The organism is Arthrobacter sp. LAPM80, from assembly GCF_046736435.1.
GTDB lineage: Bacteria > Actinomycetota > Actinomycetes > Actinomycetales > Micrococcaceae > Specibacter.
This window is the reverse complement of record NZ_JBCHVD010000002.1, coordinates 286803-306670: the sequence shown is the minus strand read 5'-3', so window position 1 is coordinate 306670 and position 19868 is coordinate 286803. Positions and strand designations below refer to the sequence as shown.

The 19868-nt window shown below is 65.1% G+C and carries 18 protein-coding genes; 9 read left to right on the top strand and 9 right to left on the bottom strand.

Annotated elements, in window-relative coordinates; genetic code table 11:
- Positions 1-5: 5 nt before the first annotated feature.
- Together AAGW05_RS03760 and AAGW05_RS03755 are read right to left on the bottom strand one after the other, a co-directional pair.
- A complete protein-coding gene (locus AAGW05_RS03760) occupies positions 6-185 on the bottom strand; it encodes a hypothetical protein (RefSeq protein WP_411803124.1) in 180 nt (59 codons plus the stop codon).
- A gap of 75 nt (positions 186-260) precedes the next feature.
- Positions 261-668, bottom strand: coding sequence for a DUF3499 domain-containing protein (locus AAGW05_RS03755; protein ID WP_411803123.1), 408 nt, complete (start codon positions 666-668; stop codon positions 261-263).
- A 67-nt stretch (positions 669-735) separates the two neighbouring features.
- On the opposite strand from AAGW05_RS03755, the gene AAGW05_RS03750 reads away from it, so the two are divergent.
- The gene (locus tag AAGW05_RS03750; RefSeq protein WP_411803122.1) at positions 736-1266 is read left to right on the top strand and encodes a metallopeptidase family protein; all 531 of its coding nucleotides are present in this window, start codon (positions 736-738) and stop codon (positions 1264-1266) included.
- Positions 1267-1320: 54 nt separating this feature from the next.
- Here AAGW05_RS03750 and AAGW05_RS03745 read toward each other — a convergent pair whose 3' ends face one another.
- The 3 genes from AAGW05_RS03745 to AAGW05_RS03735 are packed head-to-tail and all read right to left on the bottom strand — an operon-like array spanning position 1321 to position 6918.
- Complete coding sequence (locus AAGW05_RS03745; RefSeq protein WP_411803121.1) at positions 1321-2961, bottom strand: DUF5719 family protein; 1641 nt, start codon at positions 2959-2961, stop codon at positions 1321-1323.
- A complete protein-coding gene (locus AAGW05_RS03740) occupies positions 2954-6355 on the bottom strand; it encodes a glycosyltransferase (protein WP_411803199.1) in 3402 nt (1133 codons plus the stop codon). Before AAGW05_RS03740 ends, AAGW05_RS03745 begins: the two co-directional genes overlap by 8 nt.
- Before the next feature lie 29 nt (positions 6356-6384).
- Positions 6385-6918 (bottom strand): WhiB family transcriptional regulator, encoded by a 534-nt coding sequence (locus tag AAGW05_RS03735; RefSeq protein ID WP_411803198.1) that lies wholly within the window; start codon positions 6916-6918, stop codon positions 6385-6387.
- Between the two features lie 379 nt (positions 6919-7297).
- Between AAGW05_RS03735 and AAGW05_RS03730 the strand changes: the two genes are divergently transcribed.
- The gene (locus AAGW05_RS03730) at positions 7298-8056 is read left to right on the top strand and encodes a TIGR03089 family protein (protein WP_411803120.1); all 759 of its coding nucleotides are present in this window, start codon (positions 7298-7300) and stop codon (positions 8054-8056) included.
- Between the two features lie 26 nt (positions 8057-8082).
- Here the strand turns inward: AAGW05_RS03730 and AAGW05_RS03725 are convergent, their stop codons facing one another.
- A complete protein-coding gene (locus tag AAGW05_RS03725; RefSeq protein ID WP_411803119.1) occupies positions 8083-8586 on the bottom strand; it encodes a GtrA family protein in 504 nt (167 codons plus the stop codon).
- Positions 8587-8781: 195 nt separating this feature from the next.
- Here AAGW05_RS03725 and AAGW05_RS03720 point away from each other — a divergent pair, with 195 nt between their 5' ends.
- The 4 genes from AAGW05_RS03720 to manA all read left to right on the top strand — a co-directional run bounded on the left by AAGW05_RS03720 (position 8782) and on the right by manA (position 13487).
- On the top strand, positions 8782-9936 hold the full coding sequence (locus AAGW05_RS03720) for a 5-(carboxyamino)imidazole ribonucleotide synthase (protein ID WP_411803118.1): 1155 nt from the start codon (positions 8782-8784) through the stop codon (positions 9934-9936).
- A gap of 52 nt (positions 9937-9988) precedes the next feature.
- Entirely contained in the window at positions 9989-10507 is a 519-nt protein-coding gene (gene purE, locus AAGW05_RS03715; protein WP_411803197.1) for a 5-(carboxyamino)imidazole ribonucleotide mutase, read from the top strand.
- 7 nt (positions 10508-10514) lie between these two features.
- Entirely contained in the window at positions 10515-12131 is a 1617-nt protein-coding gene (locus tag AAGW05_RS03710) for an LCP family protein (protein ID WP_411803117.1), read from the top strand.
- 90 nt (positions 12132-12221) lie between these two features.
- Positions 12222-13487: a mannose-6-phosphate isomerase, class I gene (gene manA, locus AAGW05_RS03705; protein WP_411803116.1), complete on the top strand. Its 1266-nt coding sequence runs from the start codon at positions 12222-12224 to the stop codon at positions 13485-13487.
- A 90-nt stretch (positions 13488-13577) separates the two neighbouring features.
- On the opposite strand, the gene AAGW05_RS03700 is transcribed toward manA, so the two are convergent.
- From AAGW05_RS03700 to glpX, 3 genes are all read right to left on the bottom strand, one after another.
- Positions 13578-14570: a DUF559 domain-containing protein gene (locus AAGW05_RS03700; RefSeq protein ID WP_411803115.1), complete on the bottom strand. Its 993-nt coding sequence runs from the start codon at positions 14568-14570 to the stop codon at positions 13578-13580.
- A 161-nt stretch (positions 14571-14731) separates the two neighbouring features.
- Positions 14732-15736 carry a lipid II:glycine glycyltransferase FemX gene (locus tag AAGW05_RS03695; protein ID WP_411803114.1) on the bottom strand — a complete coding sequence of 335 codons (1005 nt, stop codon included), beginning with the start codon at positions 15734-15736 and terminating at the stop codon, positions 14732-14734.
- Positions 15737-15782: 46 nt separating this feature from the next.
- Entirely contained in the window at positions 15783-16820 is a 1038-nt protein-coding gene (gene glpX / locus AAGW05_RS03690) for a class II fructose-bisphosphatase (RefSeq protein WP_411803113.1), read from the bottom strand.
- Between the two features lie 141 nt (positions 16821-16961).
- On the opposite strand from glpX, the gene AAGW05_RS03685 reads away from it, so the two are divergent.
- From AAGW05_RS03685 to AAGW05_RS03675, 3 genes are all read left to right on the top strand, one after another.
- A complete protein-coding gene (locus AAGW05_RS03685; RefSeq protein ID WP_411803112.1) occupies positions 16962-17591 on the top strand; it encodes a DUF4245 domain-containing protein in 630 nt (209 codons plus the stop codon).
- On the top strand, positions 17591-18250 hold the full coding sequence (locus AAGW05_RS03680; protein WP_411803111.1) for a carbonic anhydrase: 660 nt from the start codon (positions 17591-17593) through the stop codon (positions 18248-18250). The genes AAGW05_RS03685 and AAGW05_RS03680 overlap by 1 nt, the downstream gene beginning before the upstream one ends.
- A 111-nt stretch (positions 18251-18361) precedes the next feature.
- On the top strand, positions 18362-19792 hold the full coding sequence (locus AAGW05_RS03675; protein ID WP_411803110.1) for a class II fumarate hydratase: 1431 nt from the start codon (positions 18362-18364) through the stop codon (positions 19790-19792).
- Positions 19793-19868 lie beyond the last annotated feature (76 nt).

Below are 19868 nucleotides of genomic sequence, written 5' to 3'. Positions count from 1 at the left end.
GGCTCCTACCCGGCAGTCTGCCCGGGAGGCAGCAACAACGCAATACCCTCGTCGATGGCGTACCGCAGTGGCAAGCCTTCGGGGCCGTTAGCCGTGCTGAGAAGCTCCTCACCCTTCTGGATAAGTGCCGATCCGGTGACGGGGCAGCGCAGCACTGCCATGAGGTTCTCGCTGATCCTGATCATGGTCTTCCGTTCCCGTAGGTGCCAGGCTTCCGCCGGCATTCACGCCGACGCGTGCGGCCTGGATGTATGTTTACTTTAGTCACGCAGGATGCGAAGGTGGCCCCTGCGGGCCCCGCCGGCGCCGCTGCCAGGACCATGGACGGGAGGTTCAAGGGTTCCGCGGAATTCACGTTGAGGGGAACCGACTGCGGGTCCGGCGTCGTCTGTTCCTGCGTTGGCTGCCTCACGGACTGCCTCGGCCAGGGCGAGAAGGTCGTCAGGTCCCGGTGCGGGCGGCTTGTCCGAGCGGGCCAGGTGGATGACTTCCCAGCCCCGGGGTGCCGTCAGGCGGGCCGAGTGCTTGGCGCATAAATCGTAGCAATGCGGCTCCGCGAAGGTCGCCAGGGGCCCCAAAACCGCTGTCGAATCTGCATATACGTACGTCAAAGTGGCCACGGCCGCTTCACGGCAGGCGGATCTGGTGCATTGACGAAGGGTTCCCACGGTTCCCAAGACTACCCTTCCCGCAGGGATATTTCGCCCCGGCCACTCCCGGACGTACAGTGAAATGATGAAGTTCAATGCAACCGACGGCGAACCATCGCTGAACATCTCGCTGGATCCGGAGATTTCCGACGCCGGTCCAACCGCACAGCCGTCCGGTCAACGCCGCAGGGACAGGCACGGGCGCGGATTGCGGGGACCATTGCTGCCTGCCGCCCTCCCCGGTTCCAGGACGCGCAGTGAAAAATTCGAGGACCTGGTGGTTGACTCGGCAGAGAGGCTTCGCACTTTGTGGCCGGAGGCGCTGGGCGGAGTGGACTACCTGGTGGAGGAAGTCCCGGACCAGCTTGAAGCCCGCATTGCATCGGGCAAACCCGCACCGTTTGGAAAATTCACCCGCGCCGTTCCGGCCACACCCGATGCGCCAGCGGAACCGGCGCTCATTGCCATCTACAGGCACCCTGTTGAGGTGCTGTGCGACACCGACGGGCAGCTTCGCGAACTGGTCCATGAAGCAGTCGTGGAACAAGTGGCGGGCCTGCTCAACCTTGACCCGGAGATGGTTGATCCATTGTTCCGACGCTTCCGCGGCCACTGATTCCAAAGGCTCCCGAAAGACCCCTCGCAGGAGGCGTTTCGGGAGCCTTCCGCGTCAGTAACTAGTGGTGATATTGATCGAGTGCGTGCCGGCCGCCGTGCCCGCGATGGGAAGAACGGCAATGCCGGCGGAGCCCGGCTTGCCCAGCAGCTGGGTCCCGTAAGTGGGCGCTCCCGAAACCGATATGAGGACTGCCGCCGTTCCGGAGCCAAGGAAGGCTGCGGGGTCCAGGGTCTTCGTGGTTCCTGCCCGCAAGGCAACGTCCTTGCCTGCCCCCGGAACACCATCCGCGGAGATCGGCACCAGGCTAAGCGTGGAGGCACCTTCCGGAGCTGTGAAGACCAGGGTGGAGCTCGTGTCCTGGGGCAGCGTCACAAGGTGCGTGTCGCCCAGGCGTCCGGCCGAGGGGGCAAAGGCCAGGTCGACGGCGTCGCCGGCCTTCGTGGAATTGACGATCCTGACGGTGGCGGCCACCGCGGCATCGGCATTGATGCTCAGTGAATAGGTGCCCTGTGGCAGACCGGCCAGCGGCAGCTGGCTGACCTTGCCGGCCGCGGCCGTGAACACTCCCCCGTTGGGCAGCGCGACCTGCCCGTCGGGGCCGTAGGCCTTGACCTCAACCATCGAATCGGCCACCCCTGGCACAGTGACGGCAAGGATGGTCGTGGCGTCGTCGTAACCGGACTGGCCGGAAATCCTGGCGGCCGCATCGGGGGCCTGCACGCGAACGCCGGGGATGGCCAGGGTGGAGGCCGGAGCCTGCACAGGGGCCAGATAGTCAATGCCGCCGGGTGTGAGCCCGCGCAGCACCGACTGCTGGATCACGGCGCTGACGGCAGCACCTGAGCTCTTCAGGTGCACGCTGAGCATTTCCTCGTCGGGGGCCAGGCCCGAGAGCACCACTGAGCGCACGGCGCCTGCGGCAACAACAAGGCCCCTGCCGCCGGCCGACTGCACGGGTCCGCCTTGGCCAAAAAGTTCCAGGGAGATCGTCGCGGGACTGGCGGAAGAGTTCGAGATGGCAAGGATTGCCGTGCGGCCCACCGTGGTGCTTGCCCCCGAAAGCCACAGCTCGTTCGACGGCGTTTGGCACGTTGCCGCCGCCAGGCCGGCAAGGTCCCCGTCCCCCGCGTCAACCACGACGGAACCGGAGGCCTGGGGGTTCTCCTCCCCCAAGGGCTGCACACGCAGCACCGAAGGTCCATCCGCAGACTTCTGGCGCACCAGTGCCGCGCGCAGCTTTGGCTTGCCCGTCAGCTCGGTGGGGGTCGCCGCCGGACCTGCCGGGGCCTGGGCCACTGTGAACAGCGGGGAGAACTTGCCGTTGAGCGACTGGACTGCCGAACCCGGAAGGTCCCCGGCCGTCCCGCTCAGCACGACGGCGTTCAGCTGGGTCCTGGTCGAGGACGAGTTCGCCGAGAAGTCAGGATCGGTGCCCGCGGCCGAGCCCGCCAACAGCTGCGTGGGGCCCTGGCAGTTCGCAAGGGCCTCCCCGACAGGCAGCAGGTGCGGGACGGGCTTGGTCTGGGTCGTTGCGTTGGCCCCGGGGAACAACGTGCCGGCGCCCACGACAGCCACAGCAAGTGCCAGCGTTGCGGTTCCGGCCATGACCGCCGGCCATCCCCGGCGTCGTCTCGTGCGTCGGGTACGTCGGGAGCCCTTCGCGGCCGGGATGTTGTCCTTGTTCTCAGGCACTTCTACCAACCTTTTGCAATGATGCTTCGTCCCTGTACGCCCCGGTGCGGCCCCGTCGTGCCCGAACGGGCAAGGCGAGCAGGACAGTCAGCCCCAAGAGGACAAACTGGACCAGGCCGGTGGCGGCGCTGAACGGATGGACGTAACGAATTTCAAGTGTTCCCGCAGTCGCGGGCAATTCAAAGGCCTGGGCCCAGCCCGAACTGGCGGCGGTCAGCTGTTTGCCGTTGAGCCGTGCCTGCCAGCCCGGATCCGAGCGTTCTGCCAGCACGACCTTGCGGCCGGCACCGCCTGCCGCAATGGCGGCCGAAACGTTTTGTCCCTGCGAGGGGACAGGTGCCACGGTGTTGCCCTTGGCATCGACGATCCTGACCCGGTTCACGACGTCAGTCCGGCCGGCGTCGGCGTAGGTGGGCTTCACGCGCCACAGCCAGCCTGACTTGGTGGGGCCCACGGTGTCCATGCCGGGGACTGCATCGAGTTCCCCGGCCAGCAGTTCGGCCGCCGTATCGCCGGGGCGCAGGACAACGAAGCCGACCCCCAGCTCAACCAGGCCGCCACGCGGGTCAATGCCGGACCTGGACAGCATGGCCGCAACCGTGTCCTCGAGCGTTCGTGCCGCGGCATCGCTGGCACGGACGGTTTCGGAACCGGGCTCGCCCGTGATGCGTGCGGCCGTGGCGATCATCGACATGGCATCGAGCGTTGTTCCGGCACCCTGCATCAACGAAGCCTGCACCCCGCCGCCGGGCTGGACCGCCAGGACAATGGTGCGGCTGGCTTCGGGGCCAGTGCCGCGGTCGGCGGCAGTGGCGGGGATGGTGCCTGCGGTGACGCCCTGGGGCAGGAAGGCACCCGTCAGCGCGGGGGCGGCGAGCTGCCCCGAGAACTGCTGCGCCGTCCACAGGCCCAGGCTTGCCACGGGTGCCGCGAGAAGGAGCACCGAGAGGAGAACCGAAGTTGTCTTGGCTGTCCCGTGGTGTTCGGTGCGGTCGGGGTGGGAACCGTCGGCTCCCCGGCCCCCGGATACGGTGCCGCGGAAGGTGTGCACAGGGTGCCAGGCCCGGCTGTACGCGGCGTCGAACCCCAGCAGGGCCGCGCCCAACAGTGCGAAGAATGCAACAGACACGGCAGGTCCGGCAAACGGTGCCACGAGGGTGACGCCGTCGAACGCCACGGCAATGAACTTGCCGGCATAGGCGCCGGCCAGGGCCAGCAGTGCCACGAGCCAGAGGGTTCGGACCGTGGAGGCACGGCGCAGCGGCAGCAGCAGGGCGGCGGCGGCCGTGGCAAGAACCGGCACCCCAATGACGAACATGGCCAGCCAGGTCCACCAGGGAGCGGAGGCGAAGGAGCCAAGCCCAAGCAGACCCTCAGCCGCGGTGACCTGCGCGGGGAAGCCAAGCAGCTGCTGCCAAAGCGGTCCCGGAGTTGAGGCAAGGGGCACCCCGGGATCGGCGAGAAGTGCCCGGGGGTTCCCAAGGGCAGACCAGGCCAGGGGAAGGAAGAGGGCAACGGAAGGCACCAGCGTCCACCAGATGGTCCGTCCGCGGCGGCCCAGGAAAATCGTTGCCAGCAGGATTCCGACGACGGCCACCGGAAGCAGGCTCGGGGAAGCCGCCGTCACCACGGCAAGGGCCAACCCGGCGGCTGCCGCGGCTGTCCAGGAGGGGTTGCGATCGACGCCGGGACGTCCCATTTTCGCGACGGTGGCGGTGCCGGGCAGTGCGCCGGCGGCCTTGGCGGCAGGGGTCACGGCGCCGCCTGCGGCGCGAATCAGGCCCAGCATGACGACGGGAATCAGGATATGGGACAGCAGTGCGCCAATCCTGCCCTGGCCCATGGCAACGAGCAGGACGGGGGCGCCTGCCCAGGCCAGGGCTGCCACGATGCGGGGCCAGCGGTGCAAGGTGAGGGCGCCGGCGGCAAGCCAGGCGGTGAACCCTGACAGCGGAAGGGCCAGCAGGATAAGCCACACCGCGGCGATTGAACCGGTGCCCCCGAGCGCGGCGAGGATGGCCAGGACAAAGTTGAAGGGGTCCCCCCGCCCGGGCATGCCGGAGCCGAGTGACACCCACCAGTCTGTCGCGTGCTGCCAGATTTGGCCCACCTGCTCCGACAGGGGAAGGAGCGCGCCGCCTGTCAGCGCGGGAACGCCCAGGAAGCGGGAAAGGGCGATGATCGACAGCACGGCAAGCAGCACTGTCAGGCCCAGGGCGCTGACGATCGGGGCAGTCTTCAGTGAAGCCAGCGGCGTCACGTTTTCCTGGTGCGTTTCCCCTGTTGGTTCAAGGATGGAGGGTCCGTCAAGGATTTCCTGGGGGGTATCCTCATCCGGGCCGACGCTCTCGCGCAGCAGCTTCAAATGGTTGCGCGCGGTCTTGCTGTCCACCACCACGCCCTTGTGGACCGACCTGCGCCTGCTTTGGTGCGCGGCCATTGTCTTGCGGCTGCGGTGGAGGGTGAAGGGGCGCAGAATTCCGGCGCAGGTGGCTGCAAACATGCGGATCGCGTGGCCGGGCGCCTTGAGGACAAACCCTGCAATCAGCCAGTAGATGGCGGCAAGGAGCGTGCCCACAGCAAGGAACGGCACGGCCCAGAAGGGGGCGTGCTTGAGCCGGAGGAAGACCCCGGCCTTGCGGGCGGCCGCCGCTGAACCCAGACCGTTGGTCCTCTGGACAGCGTGGAACATGTGGGCGTCGGGGACTACAAGCACACGGTCCCCTGTCAGGCGGACGCGGGCGCAAAAGTCCAGGTCGTCGCCGGGACCGGGCAGTGCCGGGTCAAAACCGCCGAGCTTTTCAAAGACGTCCCTGCGCACCAGCATGCCTGCGGTATTGACGGCAAACATGTCCGCGTGGTCGTCGTACTGGCCCTGGTCTTGCTCATCCATGCCGACAAGGGTGAAGCGGTCAAACCACGGGTTCGCCCACAGACCGACGTCGACGAGGCGCCTGTGGTTATCCCAGTCGAGCTGCTTGCAGCCTACGACGGTTGCTGTGGTGGCGCGTTCGGTGGCTTCCAGCAGCCGCGCGAGGGCATCCGGTGCCGGGGCGGCATCGTCTTGCAGGAGCCAGATCCACTCGTTGCACACGGCAACTTCGTCATCGAGGACGGCAACGGAGCTGCCCGAGCCCTTGGCGGTGGATGCGGGGGCGTGCGCGCCTGGGCGAACACGCGATGCATGCTCAAGCACAGCGTTGACGGCTGAACCGAAGCCGGTGCGCCCGTCGAGGGAGATGACGTTGCGCTCACCCAGGGCCTTGCGCAGCAACTCCCCCGAGTCGTCAGTGGAACCCGTGTCGGCTGCCAACACCTGGTTGGCAGGGCGTGTTTGTGCGGCCAGCGCCGCCAGGACCGTGGTGAGATAGCCACCGCCGTTGTGTGCAACCAGAACGGCCGTGACCTTTACTGCTTCAAGAATTAGACCGCTCGTTTCCGCAGCCGCCGGCGTTCACGCTCGGACAGGCCGCCCCAGATTCCAAACCGCTCATCATTGGCAAGAGCGTATTCAAGGCACTGCGCCTTGACATTGCATGCGCCACAGACCTTCTTGGCGTCCCGGGTTGAACCACCCTTTTCTGGGAAAAACGCTTCCGGATCGGTCTGCGCACACAATGCGTCAGTCTGCCAGCCTAGTTCACCTTCGTCGCTGAAGTCGTCAAGCTGCCTCCGCAGCCCGATCCATACAGGGGCGTTCTCGACTGTGGCGCGGTCGCCGGGGGCCTCCTGGCGATGAAGCAATTCGGGCCCGTCGTCCTCGTGCGAGGTAAGAAATGCCGTCGCGGCATCCTCCAGGGCAGTGCGGCTTTCACGTTCATGGAACGCGGCCGCACCCGGGTCGGCCGGATCAACGTACCAATCGGAAGGGACGCTGCGGGACTGGTGGTCGGCGGCCGGGTTCCCCGCTGCGGACTCGTCGTGAATTCTCTGCACACTCAGCTGCGCTTGCCCCATCATCGTCCTCCTGAATGTTGCCGCCGATAATACTTCCCGATGTTCCGGTTCCCGCGGTGTGCGGTCTGAAGTGCCTGTACCGGCGGTTCGTGCGTCTAATTACATCCATGTAACACCGCCACGTCAAGCGGCGGGTGATCATAACCAGTGCGGAGGGTGTTCATCCCGCACGCCACGCCCGGCAATTTCATACCAATCGACACCCGTATGTGTTGCCCAGACCACACAAATTCCCGCGATTCCGCGCGGATTTGTCGATTTCCCGAAAGGATTCCAGGATCGGCGAGACCAAGTTGTAATACAGATCACGTCACAATTCGCCTTTTGTCCAATCGATGGATCACATTGCCCTATTGGATGAACATGGCAGGATTGGACCATGAACGCATCCCCGAACACCCCGAGCGAACTCCTGAACGCCTTCCGAACCCGCCATCCCACCTCCCCCAGGCTTTCCTGGTACGGCCCGGATTCAGAGCGCGTGGAATTCTCCGGTCGGGTGTTGGAGAACTGGGTGGCAAAGACCGCCAACTACCTTGTTGACGAGCTCGACGCCGAACCCGGCACCACGGTTGCCCTTGACCTTCCACTGCACTGGCGATCCATGGTGTGGCTGCTGGCCACCTGGGCCGTTGGAGCCACGGCCGTGACGGGCGACCGTGCCGCAGGCACCGTGCCTGACGCAGCCGGCACCGTTGACGTTCTCGCCACCGTTGATCCCGCCGCCGTGCACGAACGCCTCCCAGCCGCCGGCCCCGCCCCGCTTGTCGTGGCCGTCGCACTGCCGGCCCTGCAGATGCGCTGGATGGGCGACCTGCCGCCGCGGACCCTTGACTACTCGGGCGACGTGCGCTCGCACGCCGATGTGTTCTTCGCCGAGGACACCCCCGAGCCTTCGGCCATTGCCTGGCAGCATAACGCCACGGCCACCAGCTATGCGGGGCTGTTCGCCCGGGATTCCGGGGATCGGCAGCCCGAAGCACCCCGGCGCCAGCTGCTGCAGGCGCGCGACGGTTGGGACGCCGTCGTACGATCAGCGCTAATGATTTGGGCAGGCGGAGGCTCGGTTGTCCTGCTGGATGCGGGTATTGAGGCGACCGACCACCTGTGCAGCACCGAAAACATCACGCACGGGTAGCCGAACGTGAGGTCTTGCAGAACATTTTAGACGGTGCGATCCACTTCGATGAGCTTGTGGTCATCGGAGTAGCCGGGTTCAGCGTCAAGCTCATCGGTGAAGACCCAGAAGCGGTAGGCAAAAAACCTGAAGATGGTGCCAAGGACCAGGCCGATCACCGAGCCGGAGACGAAGTCGGCGGTGGTCGAGTCGAAGCCAAGCACCCAGTGGGAGATGTACACGCAGGCCGCGGCAATGCCCATGCCCACACCGTTCATGATGATGAACAGGACAACTTCGCGGACCATATTGGCCTGGCGGCGGTGGCGGAAGGTCCAGTAGCGGTTGGCCAGCCAGGAAAAAACGGTCGCCACGGCGGCTGAAATGATCTTGGCCTTGGTGGGGTGCCCGCCCATGCTGCCGCTGAGCAGCCACAGGTAGATACCCGTGTCGATGACGAAGGCCACGCCGCCCACCACTCCGAATTTAGCAACTTCGCGCCAAAACAGGCCCATGAGGCCTGTGATGCGGCTGGTAAGTGTTTGGTGCATATTCCTCCGTCGTGGTTGGGCCGGGAACGGACGAATCACGCAACAGCCTAAATAAAAAGTCTAATCCCCCTGAGCTGCGCAATAATGCCGAAAAGCCGGTAATACCCTGACAGTTGCCCCACATTTACCGGTTAATTCAGCGTCGGGGACGCCTCAAAGCAAGGAACCATGAAGTCATTCGGTACGCTGGGGACTGTGACTTTTCCTGTAATCGGCGTAGTGGGCGGCGGACAGCTGGCCCGTATGATGGCCCCTCCCGCCGTGGCCCTTGGTTTTGAATTGCGTGTCTTGGCGGAAGCCCCCGACGTGAGTGCCGTGGCTGTTGTGGCCAAGGCACCCGTGGGCAACTACAAGGACCTTGACACCCTGCGTGAGTTTGCCCGCGGCGTTGACGTGCTCACCTTTGACCACGAACACGTCCCCAGCGAACACCTGCAGGCACTGATTGGCGAAGGCGTGAACGTCCAGCCGCGCCCCGATGCGTTGATCAACGCACAGGACAAGCTGGTGATGCGTGCAGCCATTGAACGCCTCGGCCTGCCCAACCCCGCCTGGGCCGCAGTCACATCGGTTGCCGATATTGCCGCCTTTGGCGAGACCCACGGCTGGCCCGTTGTGCTGAAGATGCCCCGTGGGGGTTACGACGGCAAGGGCGTGAAGGTGCTGCGCACCGTTGAGGACGCCGAAGCCGCCGCCGACTGGTTCGATGCCATGAATCCGCTGCTGGTGGAGGAAATGGTCGCCTTCTCCCGTGAACTCTCCGCCCTGGTTGCCCGCACCCCGTCAGGGGAGTCCCGGCCCTGGCCCGTGGCCGAATCCATTCAGGTCGACGGCGTGTGCGATGAAGTCATCGCCCCGGCACCGTCCCTTCCGCCCGAGGTTGTGGCACAGGCGCAGGCCGCGGCGCTGCGGATCGCCGACGAGCTCGGCGTCACAGGCGTTATGGCCGCCGAGCTCTTCGAAACGCCGGGCCGGGCTCCGGGCTTCCTCATCAACGAATTGGCCATGCGCCCCCACAACACGGGCCACTGGACCATGGATGGCGCCGTGACGGGCCAGTTTGAGCAGCATTTGCGTGCGGTGCTCGACTTGCCCCTGGGCGACACCTCCGCCCTGGGCGGCATTGTTGTCATGAAGAACTTCCTCGGCGGCGCCAACCAGGACCTGTTCGGCGCCTACCCCACAGCCCTTGCCGCGGAACCCACTGTCAAGGTGCACAGCTACGGCAAGTCCGTCCGCCCGGGCCGCAAGATCGGCCACGTCAACGTGGTCGGTTCTGCCGGGGACGACGTCACCGCAGTCCGTGCCCGCGCCACCACCGTGGCCAACATCATCCGTGACGGAAAGTAAGGAAATTACTGCCTTGAGCACCAATAACTGCACTCCCCTAGTGGGAATTGTCATGGGATCCGATTCCGACTGGCCCGTCATGGAGGCTGCCGCCGCCGCACTGTCCGAGTTCGGCATCCCTTTCGAGACCGACGTCGTCTCGGCCCACCGCATGCCGACCGAAATGATCGCCTACGGCCAGGGCGCCGCAGCCCGCGGCATCCGCGTCATCATTGCAGGTGCAGGCGGCGCCGCCCACCTGCCCGGCATGCTGGCCTCGGTCACCACGCTTCCCGTGGTGGGCGTCCCCGTTCCGCTGAAAACCCTCGACGGCATGGACTCGCTGCTGTCCATCGTGCAGATGCCCGCGGGCGTTCCCGTGGCCACTGTTTCCATTGGCGGGGCACGCAACGCCGGTCTGCTGGCCGTGCGCATGCTGGCCTCAGGCACCGATGATTTGGCTGCCTCGCTGGCAGCGCGGCTGGCAGTCTTCGCCCAGTCATTGAACGACCAGGCTTCGGCCAAGGGTGCCGCGCTGCGCGAAAAGGCCGGAGCCACCTACCCCCTGGCGGTCCTGCCGGAACAGCGGTAGGGAACCCATGAGTTTCAGCAGCCCCAAGGTATCCAAGCCCTCTGACCGCCCTCCCGTGCTGACCAACCCCGTCAGGTTCCCGGAGTCGGCGTCGGCACCAGCACGCTCAAAACGGGCCTGGTTCCTGCTGCTGTTGACACTCTTGATGCCCGGATCGGCGCAAATTGTCGCCGGGAACCGGCGCCTTGGCCGCCTTGCCCTGCGCGTTACCTTTGCGGCGTGGGCCCTGGTGATTGCCGCCGTCGTCCTTGCCGTGGTGCAGCGCGAAATGCTGCTGAACCTTTTCACGAACCCGTGGACATCGTTCGTGATCATCGTGGCCATGGCCACGGCGGCCGTGGGCTGGGCAGTGATGTTCCTGAACACGCTGATGATCATCCGGCCGGGCATGCTTGCCCCGGGCATGCGGATGATGGTCGGCGGCGCGCTGGTTGTCCTCATGGTGGTGACAAGCGGTTCGCTTGGCTACGGCGCGTTCCTGATCAATGCCGGGCGCAACGCCATCACTGACATTTTTGCGGCAGGACCCGACATGGTTCCCGTGGACGGGCGCTACAACTTCCTGGTCATGGGCGGTGACGCCGGGGCGAACCGCTCAGGGCGGCGCCCCGACTCGATCATCGTCATCAGCGTGGACGCAAAGACCGGCCAGGCCGCGACCATCAGCATTCCCCGCAACCTGCAAAACGCGCAATTCTCGCCGAAATCGCCGCTGTGGAGTGTGTACCCGGATGGGTACAACTGCGGCAACGACTGCATCATCAACTTCCTGTACACCGACGTCACGAACAACCATCCGAACCTGTACCCTGGAGCGCCGGATCCGGGCGCGTCGGCCATGATGGACGCCGCGGGCGGCATCCTGGGCCTGACGATCCAGGGCTATGTCTTGGTTGACATGGCAGGATTCGCCCAGCTGATCGACGCCATGGGCGGGGTGACAATCAACGCCGGCGGCTGGGTTCCCCTCAGCGGCGACGACGTCAACGGCACGGGCGACCACCTGCCGCCCACCGGCTGGATCTCCCCCGGCGTCCACAAGCTCGACGGCTACCACGCTCTTTGGTATGCACGCTCGCGCCAGTGGGTGCTCGACTACGACCGCAGCCAGCGCCAGCAGTGCATCCAGGCAGCCATGCTGGCCCAGATGGATCCCGGCAAGGTGTTCACCAAGTTCAGTGCCATTGCCGACGCCGGCGCCAAGGTCATGGAATCCGACCTGCCCGCCGGCCAGCTGGGAAGCTTCGTGTCCCTGGCGTTGAAGTCAAAGAACTTCCCCCTGTCACGGCTGACCATCGGCCCGCCCGACTTTGACCGGGACTTCTCGACCTACCCTGACTTTGGCGTGATCCACAAGCGTGTCCAGGCCCTGCTGCATCCGGCGCCCGACGCCGAGAAGGCACCGGCACCGGCCAACCCGGCACCGGCCGATCCTGCACCGGCCGATCCTGCACCGCAGGCGCCCGCGGCTCCCACGCCTGAAGCCCCCGCGCAGCCGGCTCCCGAGACTCCCAGCGAGACCCCGAAAGTCACCGAAGCGCACCTGCAGCAGCTTGCGATCAACGGTGACGACGCGGCACTGACAGCGCTGTTGGCCAACAACGGGACCTGCTCACCGGGCTAAAACAAGGTCGGCGGCAGCCGGTGCACGCGCCGGAATTTGCTTACTCTTTCAATCGATCTACAGCTTGTCTTGGACCAGGAGAAATATTGTATGTTTGCACTCACCAATGTCACCCGCGACTACCCCTGGGGTTCAACCACAGCCATTTCGGATCTTTTGGGGACCACGCCAAGCGGCGGGCCAGAGGCCGAATTGTGGATGGGCGCACACCCTGACTCACCCTCCATTGCCCAGACCCCTGAAGGTCCCGTGCCGCTTGACCGGCTGATCGCAGAGCACCCCCGGTCAACCCTGGGCGAGGAAGTGGCCGCCGCCTTTGGCGCCAAGCTGCCGTTCCTGACCAAACTCCTTGCTGCGGACAAGGCACTCTCGCTGCAGGTCCACCCCACCCTTGAACGGGCCAGGGAACGTTTTGCCGACGAGGAAACCGCCGGAATCCCCCGCGATGCTGCACACAGGAACTACAAGGACGAGAACCACAAGCCGGAGATGATCCTGGCACTCACCCCGTTTGAGGCGCTCTGCGGCTTCCGGCCCTGCGCCGAGGCAGCCGAGCTCTTCCGCGCCGTCGGAACCGCCATTCAGGCAACACGCGCCGATGTGCCCGAGCTGCTGGGCACAGTGGAAATGACACTCAACTCGCGCATGGCCGCCCCCATGGCGGTGCGCCGGGCGTTTGAGACCCTGGTGGGCGGCGGCAGGGAAACCACTGCATTGGTTGCCCTGGCCGCCACAGCCTTGGAGGCCTCCGCCGCGGCCGGCACGGAGCTGTCCCCCGCCCTGCAGAGTGTGGTTGAGCTTGCACGCCAGTACCCAGGAGACGCGGGCGTCCTGATCTCGCTGCTGCTCAACCGCGTGTCCCTGAAGCCCGGGGACGCCATCTACCTGCCCGCCGGGAACATCCACGCCTACCTGAGCGGCCTCGGCCTTGAGGTCATGGCTTCCTCCGACAACGTGATGCGCGGGGGCCTGACAGGCAAGCACATCGACGTGCCCGAACTCCTGGCAACAGTTGACTTCGCCCCCAGCGGTGTTCCCGTGGTCCCCACGCGTGTCACAGACCTTGGCCAGCACGTCTGGGAACCGCCCTTTGCGGAATTTACGCTGCAGCGCGTGGAGATTTCGGCCGATTCGGCACCCGTGCCGCTGGTCCAGAACGGTCCCCTGCTTGTCTTGTCCGTTGCGGGGACCGTCCTGCTGGACTCCCCGCGCGGCGACATGGTCCTAGGCCGCGGAGGTTCGGTCTTTGTTCCGGCCGCCGAAAACCCCGTCATGGTCCACCCCGCCGCAGGCAGCACAGCCGATGCCGCAACACCCGCCGTGGTCTTCGCCATCACTGTCGCCGGCCAGGTGTAACCCGCCGCGACTTCGCAGATCACGCCCTCATTCCGCCCTCAAAGGGCATAATGAGGGCGTGATCTGCATAGTCACGGGTGCGGAGCACGCTCACCGGATATGCCGTCGGCCCCTGAACTCGTCCGCGAGCGAGCCGCCGGCAAGATTGTGCCGGTCAGGCCAGCCTGCAAGCTTTAGCATGCGCGCAATCTTCGACACCACGGCGGGGGCGCCCTGCCTCATGCCCTCCTTGTTGATCAGCACCTGGTGCCACCCCAACGACTTCGTGAGATAGTCCCTGTCATGGTCCTTCACCTGCTGTTCGGCGGTGAAGTGGTGGTTCCCGTCATATTCAATGCACGTCCGGTACTCCTCACAGGACAGATCAGGCTGAACCAGCGGCCGTCCGGCGTCGTCCATGATTTTAAGGTTCGGCTCAAATTCCGGCAGCGGCGATCGGGCAATGATCAACCTCAGCCGCGTCTCAGGCGGCGAATCCACGCCAACCCTCGCCAACACCATGGCTTCCTTCAGACGGCGCATGCCGCGCCGGCCGGAGTGCCGCACCACATACTCCTGCAATGCGTCGAGCCCAACGATGGGAAGCCTGAACGGCACGCACGTTCCGTCGTGGGCACAAACGATCTGGTCAACCACCACGACCAGCTCATCAAGGGTCAGCCACGGTGCAACATCCACCAACGTGCGCTGGACGGAGGTGAGGGCGACACCGCCGCGCACCACGACGTCCTCCGGGGCCAGGTCCAGGTTATGGCCGCGAACATGTTTCCGCCGTGGCTGCGGTTTGCCGAACCTGCGGGACAAGTCAATCACCGGGAGCACATCAAAGCGGGACGGCAGGGTCAATCCGTGGAGGGCAGCCGCCGTCAAATGGCTGACAATGCTGTTCGGCGTCACGTCGACATGGGCCCTGCAACGTTCGAGCAGGTCCGAGTGCGCCAGCCGGGGCATCCGGATTTCCCGGCTGGGCGTCACATGGGTCGGCGGCCGTGCACGTTTTTCCGACAGGCCCAGCGACCGGGCCTGTTTCAGCGTGAACGGGCGTTGCGCCAGGATGAGAGGCAGCGGCTCTGGAGGTTTCATCTCTCCATTACCGCTGAATAATGCCTTCCGCGGGGCGGCCATGGGGCAAAACCGGCGAATCTGTGGATAACACCGGCGACTATGCAGATCACGCCCTCATTCCGCCCTTATAGCGCACAATGAGGGCGTGATGTGCATAGTCACGGCGAGGTGCGAAGGAGTTAGCGCTTCAGCAGGCCGCGGGCCCTCTTCGCGGAGCGGCGCGCCACCGGAAGCACCCTCGCAAACACGCGGTACATCGGCGACAGCGGCAGGTCCCAGGTCCCGGCCAGCATGTTCTCGTGGTCGGCGAAGCCGAACTTGAACTTGGAGACACCGTCGTTGAGCAGGCCGTTGAAGTCGTAGCGGGTGATGGACCGGGCCTTCATTTCCTGGATCGCGAACCACTTCAGGGAGAAGTTCGCACGCAGTTGACTGCCTTCCTCGCTCATCCCGCCATAGAGTTCAAAGGCCGTTGAACGGCTCGCGGCAAGCCACAGGAAGGCGACGAGCTTTTCGCCCTCGAACGCCCCGTAAATGGGCGATGCGGAACCAAGGTTGTGCAGGATATCGCTGTAGTAGGAGTCCTCGTGGATGCCGAATTCGGCACGCGCTGCGGTCTCCTTGTACACGGCCATGACCTGCGGCAGCTCCGCCTCCGTGACGGCACGGTATTCCAGGGCCTCGCGGCTCGACTTGCGGATGTACTGGCGGGTCTTCTTGGACATCGCGGCCAGCAGCTCGTCCTCGGTGCGTGTCAGGTCAAGGATGAGTGTGCGCGGGATCAAGATGGTGGTGTTGCTCGGCGCCCATCCCGTCGCCGGCAGTGAAGCCACGGCAACACTGCCGGCGTCCCAATCCGGTTCCGCGCTCAGGGCCACGCTCTTGTGGGTCTTCTTCACATAGCGTCCGACGGCGTTGATCACGTCGATCTCCCGGCCCTCCTGCGCCTGTGGTCCCCTTGCAAGGTAGGCCAGCGAGCGGAAGGGCATGGGAAGGTCGCGCAGGAGGATCTGCGCGGAGCCGACCAGCTCTTCGCCGTCGCGCACCAGGACCCTGTCCACGCTCCAGTTGTGGGCGGCCTTCGTTTCCCCCCAGCCCCACAATTGCATGGGGTGCCCTTGCTGGGAGTCGACGGCAGCATCCCACTCGGCGGGGTCAAGGCAGGGAACAACACTTAAAGTCATGCTTCAACCCTACCGGGTGGGCGCGGAGCCGCGGTGCCGTCGGAGGTCAGCCGCGGCGGGCGTAGCTCTCCCACTTGGCAGCCTGGTGTTCACCGTCGACGAATCGGATGGTGCCCGACTTGGAGCGCATCACGATTGACTGCGTCAGAACACGGCCCTTGTCGTAGCGCACACCCTTGAGCAGGTCGCCGTCGGTGATGCCCGTGGCGGCGAAGTAGCAGTTGTCGCTTGTGACGAGGTCGTTCGTTGACAGGACGCGGTCAAGGTCGTGTCCGGCGTCGATCGCCTTCTGCTTCTCGTCGTCGTCGGTGGGCCAAAGCCGGCCCTGGATGACGCCGCCGAGGGTCTTGATGGCGCAGGCGGAGACAATGCCTTCGGGAGTTCCACCGATGCCCATCAGAGCGTCAACGCCCGTGCCCGAACGTGCCGCGGCGATGGCGCCTGCCACGTCGCCGTCAAGGATGATCTTGGTGCGGGCACCGGCGTCGCGGATGTCCTGGATGAGTTGCTGGTGGCGGTCGCGGTCAAGGACCATGACCGTGAGCTGGTTGACCTTGACGCCCTTGGCCTTGGCGATCAGGTGCAGGTTTTGCTTGACGGGCAGGCGCAGGTCGACCATGTCGGCAGCTTCGGGGCCCGTGACGAGCTTCTCCATGTAAAACACTGCCGAGGGATCAAACATGGTGCCACGTTCGGCAACTGCGAGCACAGACAGCGCATTGTTGATGCCCATGGCTGTTAGTCGTGTGCCGTCAATGGGGTCCACGGCGACGTCGCACTCGGGGCCTGAACCGTCGCCCACAATTTCACCGTTGTACAGCATGGGTGCTTCGTCTTTTTCGCCTTCGCCAATGACGACAACGCCGTTGAAGTGGACGGTTGAAAGGAGCGAACGCATCGCATCGACTGCGGCACCGTCGGCAAGGTTCTTTTCGCCAAAACCAACCCAGTGGCCGCCGGCAATGGCTGCGGCTTCCGTGACGCGGACAAGTTCAAGGGCCAGGTTGCGGTCGGGCTCGTCGTCACCAACGGCAAGGGACCTGGACAACTGCGAATAATCCAACTGTGATGCTTTTCCAGCCACGTTAAAACCCCATTGTTCAGGTAGGCGCAGAATTAGCTGTGCGCTTCGTTGCGCACTCTGACGTTTTTTTGCCTACGCATTCAATCATAGGTGACGGGCCGACGTGTTTAATAGCCGCCCCGGATCTGGGAAGATGGACAGGTGAGTGATTCAAGCCCTACCCCTCCCGTCAAGCCCGTTATTGCCGCCGGCGCCGCCAAACGTGCCAATGCTTCGGTGGTCGGCATGCTTCTGGCGATGCTCTCAACGGTGGCAATTGTGCTGACCATTGTGTGGCTCAACCCGCAGCACAAGGCCGACACCTACCGGCAGAACATCAACGTCCAGGCCGTGGCCGGCCACGCGGCGGACACCGCCGGCTTCACCCCTGTTGCCCCGGCACTGCCCGAGGGCTGGTCGGCCAACTATGCGCGGTGGAACCCCGCAGGGGCCGACGGCGTGGCATTCTGGGATGTGGGTTATGTCACGGCAAATGACACGTTCATCGCGCTTCGCCAGTCAATTACGGCAAATCCGACATGGACGGCCGGCCAGACTGAAAACGCCCCTGTTACGGGAACCCGCACAATTGACGGCCGTGACTGGGAGCTTCGTGATAAACCTAAAGGCAACAAGAGCCTTGTGCTGGTCAACGGCAACGCCACCATCATCTTGACGGGTGCCGCGGACTTCAAGGACTTCGACACCCTGGCCGCCGGCGCCGCGAAGCAGCTTAACGCCGGCGGTGTCCAGCCCGGCAACAGCACCACCAAAGCGAAGGACGGCAAGTAATGAACGCTGGCGAAGACGGCATCACCACCACGCCCCCCAATGGGCCCAAGTCCCCGGCGCAGGCGTGGACGACCCTCATGGACGGCAACCGCCGCTTCGTCGAGGCCAGCGCCTCCCACCCCAACCAGGACGCAGCCCGCCGCAGCTCCCTGGTGTCCACCCAGGAGCCCTTCGTCATGATCTTTGGCTGCTCGGACTCGCGCCTTGCCGCCGAAATCATCTTCGACCTTGGCCTTGGCGACGCCTTTGTGGTCCGCACCGCCGGCCACGTCATCGACAACACGGCACTTGGCTCGCTGGAATACGGCGTCGAGTACCTCAACGTGCCCCTGATCGTGGTTCTGGGCCACGACAACTGCGGAGCCGTCACCGCCACGAAGGGTGCCGTGTCCACGGGCAACATGCCGGCCGGCTTCATCCGCGACCTGGTCGAGCGCATCACCCCCTCGGTCCTGACCTCCCTGCGCCGGGATGCCGGCAGCACCGTCGGCGACATGGTCGAGGAGCACGTCAAGCAGACGGCCGCCAGGCTCGTTGAGAACTCCCCCATCATCGCCAACGCCGTGGCCCGTCAGAAGACCGCCGTGGTGGGCCTGACCTACCGCCTCAATGACGGCCGAGCGGACCTCGTCTACAGCAACGGATCCCTCGGGGTTTAGCCAACAATTTGCACAAGGAGGTCCGACGGCGGCACGCGAGTGCCGCCGTCGGACCTCCTTTTGCGTGGGTACGGTTTTTAGCTCCGGCCACCGCGGCGATAGGGTGGAGACATGACTGAGACTGCCGCGGCTTCCGCACAAGAATTCCGTATTGAACACGACACCATGGGTGAGGTCCGCGTTCCGGCCAACGCCCTGTACAGCGCCCAGACCCAGCGCGCCGTGGAGAACTTCCCGATCTCCGGCATGACGCTTGAGTCGGCCCACATCGCAGCACTGGCACGCATCAAGAAGGCCGCCGCCACCACGAACGCCGAACTGGGTGTCCTTGACGCCGAACTGGCACGCGCCATCGAGGGTGCAGCCGATCTGGTGGCTTCCGGGGCGTTCGACGGCGACTTCCCCATCGACGTGTTCCAGACAGGTTCCGGAACATCCTCCAACATGAACATGAACGAGGTCCTGGCGACACTGGCCAACCGTGCGCTTGTTGCCGCCGGCTCCGAGAAGACCGTGCACCCCAACGACCACGTGAACGCCTCACAGTCCTCCAACGACGTGTTCCCCACCTCCGTCCACGTTGCAGCCACCTCAGCCCTGATCAACGACCTGATCCCGGCACTGGCTCACCTGGCCGAGTCCCTTGAGCGCAAGGCCGCCGAATTCAAGGACATCGTCAAGTCCGGCCGCACCCACCTGATGGATGCCACCCCCGTGACCCTCGGCCAGGAATTCGGCGGTTACGCCGCCCAGATCCGCTACGGCATCGAGCGCGTCGAGTCCTCACTTCCCCGCGTGGCAGAGGTCCCCCTCGGCGGCACCGCCGTCGGAACCGGCATCAACACCCCGGCAGGCTTCCCGCAGCGCGTGATCGCCCTGCTCGCACAGGACACCGGGCTGCCGCTGACCGAGGCACGCAACCACTTCGAGGCACAGGCAAACCGTGACGGCCTCATCGAGGCATCGGGCCAGCTGCGCAACATCGCCTACTCGATCATGAAGATCAACAACGACCTGCGCTGGATGGGCTCTGGCCCCAACACAGGCTTGGGTGAAATCTCCATCCCCGACCTGCAGCCGGGCTCCTCGATCATGCCCGGCAAGGTCAACCCGGTTATCGCAGAGGCCGCCATCATGGTTGCCGCGCAGGTCATCGGCAACGACACCACCATTGCCCTGTCCTCCACGAACGGCGCCTTCGAGCTGAACGTCGGCATCCCGGTCATGGCCGCGAACCTGCTGCAGTCAATCCGCCTGCTGACCAACACCTCACGCGTCATGGCCGATAAGATGATCGACGGCCTCGAGGCCAACGTCGAGCGCGCCCGCTTCCTGGCCGAGGCCTCACCGTCAATCGTGACCCCGCTGAACAAGTACATCGGCTACGAAAACGCGGCCAAGATCGCCAAGTACGCCATCAAGGAGGGCCTGACCATCCGTGAAGCCGTTTTGGGCCTGGGCTTTGTCGACCGCGGCGAACTGACCCTTGAGCAGCTGGATGCGGGCCTTGACGTCATGGCCATGACGATCGCCCCGCAGTAACCACCACCTGGCGGTAACGTTCGACGGCGGGAGACCACCTCTGATGGCGGGAGGCGGCCTCCCGCCGTCGCACTTT

What these genes read in the sequence shown, in the direction of transcription:
- AAGW05_RS03710 (WP_411803117.1), top strand. Translation starts at nt 10,515, where the DNA reads ATGAGTTTCAGCAGCCCCAAGGTATCCAAGCCCTCTGACCGCCCTCCC.
- AAGW05_RS03760 (WP_411803124.1), bottom strand. Translation starts at nt 185, where the DNA reads ATGATCAGGATCAGCGAGAACCTCATGGCAGTGCTGCGCTGCCCCGTC.
- AAGW05_RS03680 (WP_411803111.1), top strand. Translation starts at nt 17,591, where the DNA reads ATGAACGCTGGCGAAGACGGCATCACCACCACGCCCCCCAATGGGCCC.
- manA (WP_411803116.1), top strand. Translation starts at nt 12,222, where the DNA reads ATGTTTGCACTCACCAATGTCACCCGCGACTACCCCTGGGGTTCAACC.
- AAGW05_RS03695 (WP_411803114.1), bottom strand. Translation starts at nt 15,736, where the DNA reads ATGACTTTAAGTGTTGTTCCCTGCCTTGACCCCGCCGAGTGGGATGCT.
- AAGW05_RS03730 (WP_411803120.1), top strand. Translation starts at nt 7,298, where the DNA reads ATGAACGCATCCCCGAACACCCCGAGCGAACTCCTGAACGCCTTCCGA.
- purE (WP_411803197.1), top strand. Translation starts at nt 9,989, where the DNA reads ATGGGATCCGATTCCGACTGGCCCGTCATGGAGGCTGCCGCCGCCGCA.
- AAGW05_RS03725 (WP_411803119.1), bottom strand. Translation starts at nt 8,586, where the DNA reads ATGCACCAAACACTTACCAGCCGCATCACAGGCCTCATGGGCCTGTTT.
- AAGW05_RS03700 (WP_411803115.1), bottom strand. Translation starts at nt 14,570, where the DNA reads ATGAAACCTCCAGAGCCGCTGCCTCTCATCCTGGCGCAACGCCCGTTC.
- AAGW05_RS03735 (WP_411803198.1), bottom strand. Translation starts at nt 6,918, where the DNA reads ATGGGGCAAGCGCAGCTGAGTGTGCAGAGAATTCACGACGAGTCCGCA.
- AAGW05_RS03675 (WP_411803110.1), top strand. Translation starts at nt 18,362, where the DNA reads ATGACTGAGACTGCCGCGGCTTCCGCACAAGAATTCCGTATTGAACAC.
- AAGW05_RS03750 (WP_411803122.1), top strand. Translation starts at nt 736, where the DNA reads ATGAAGTTCAATGCAACCGACGGCGAACCATCGCTGAACATCTCGCTG.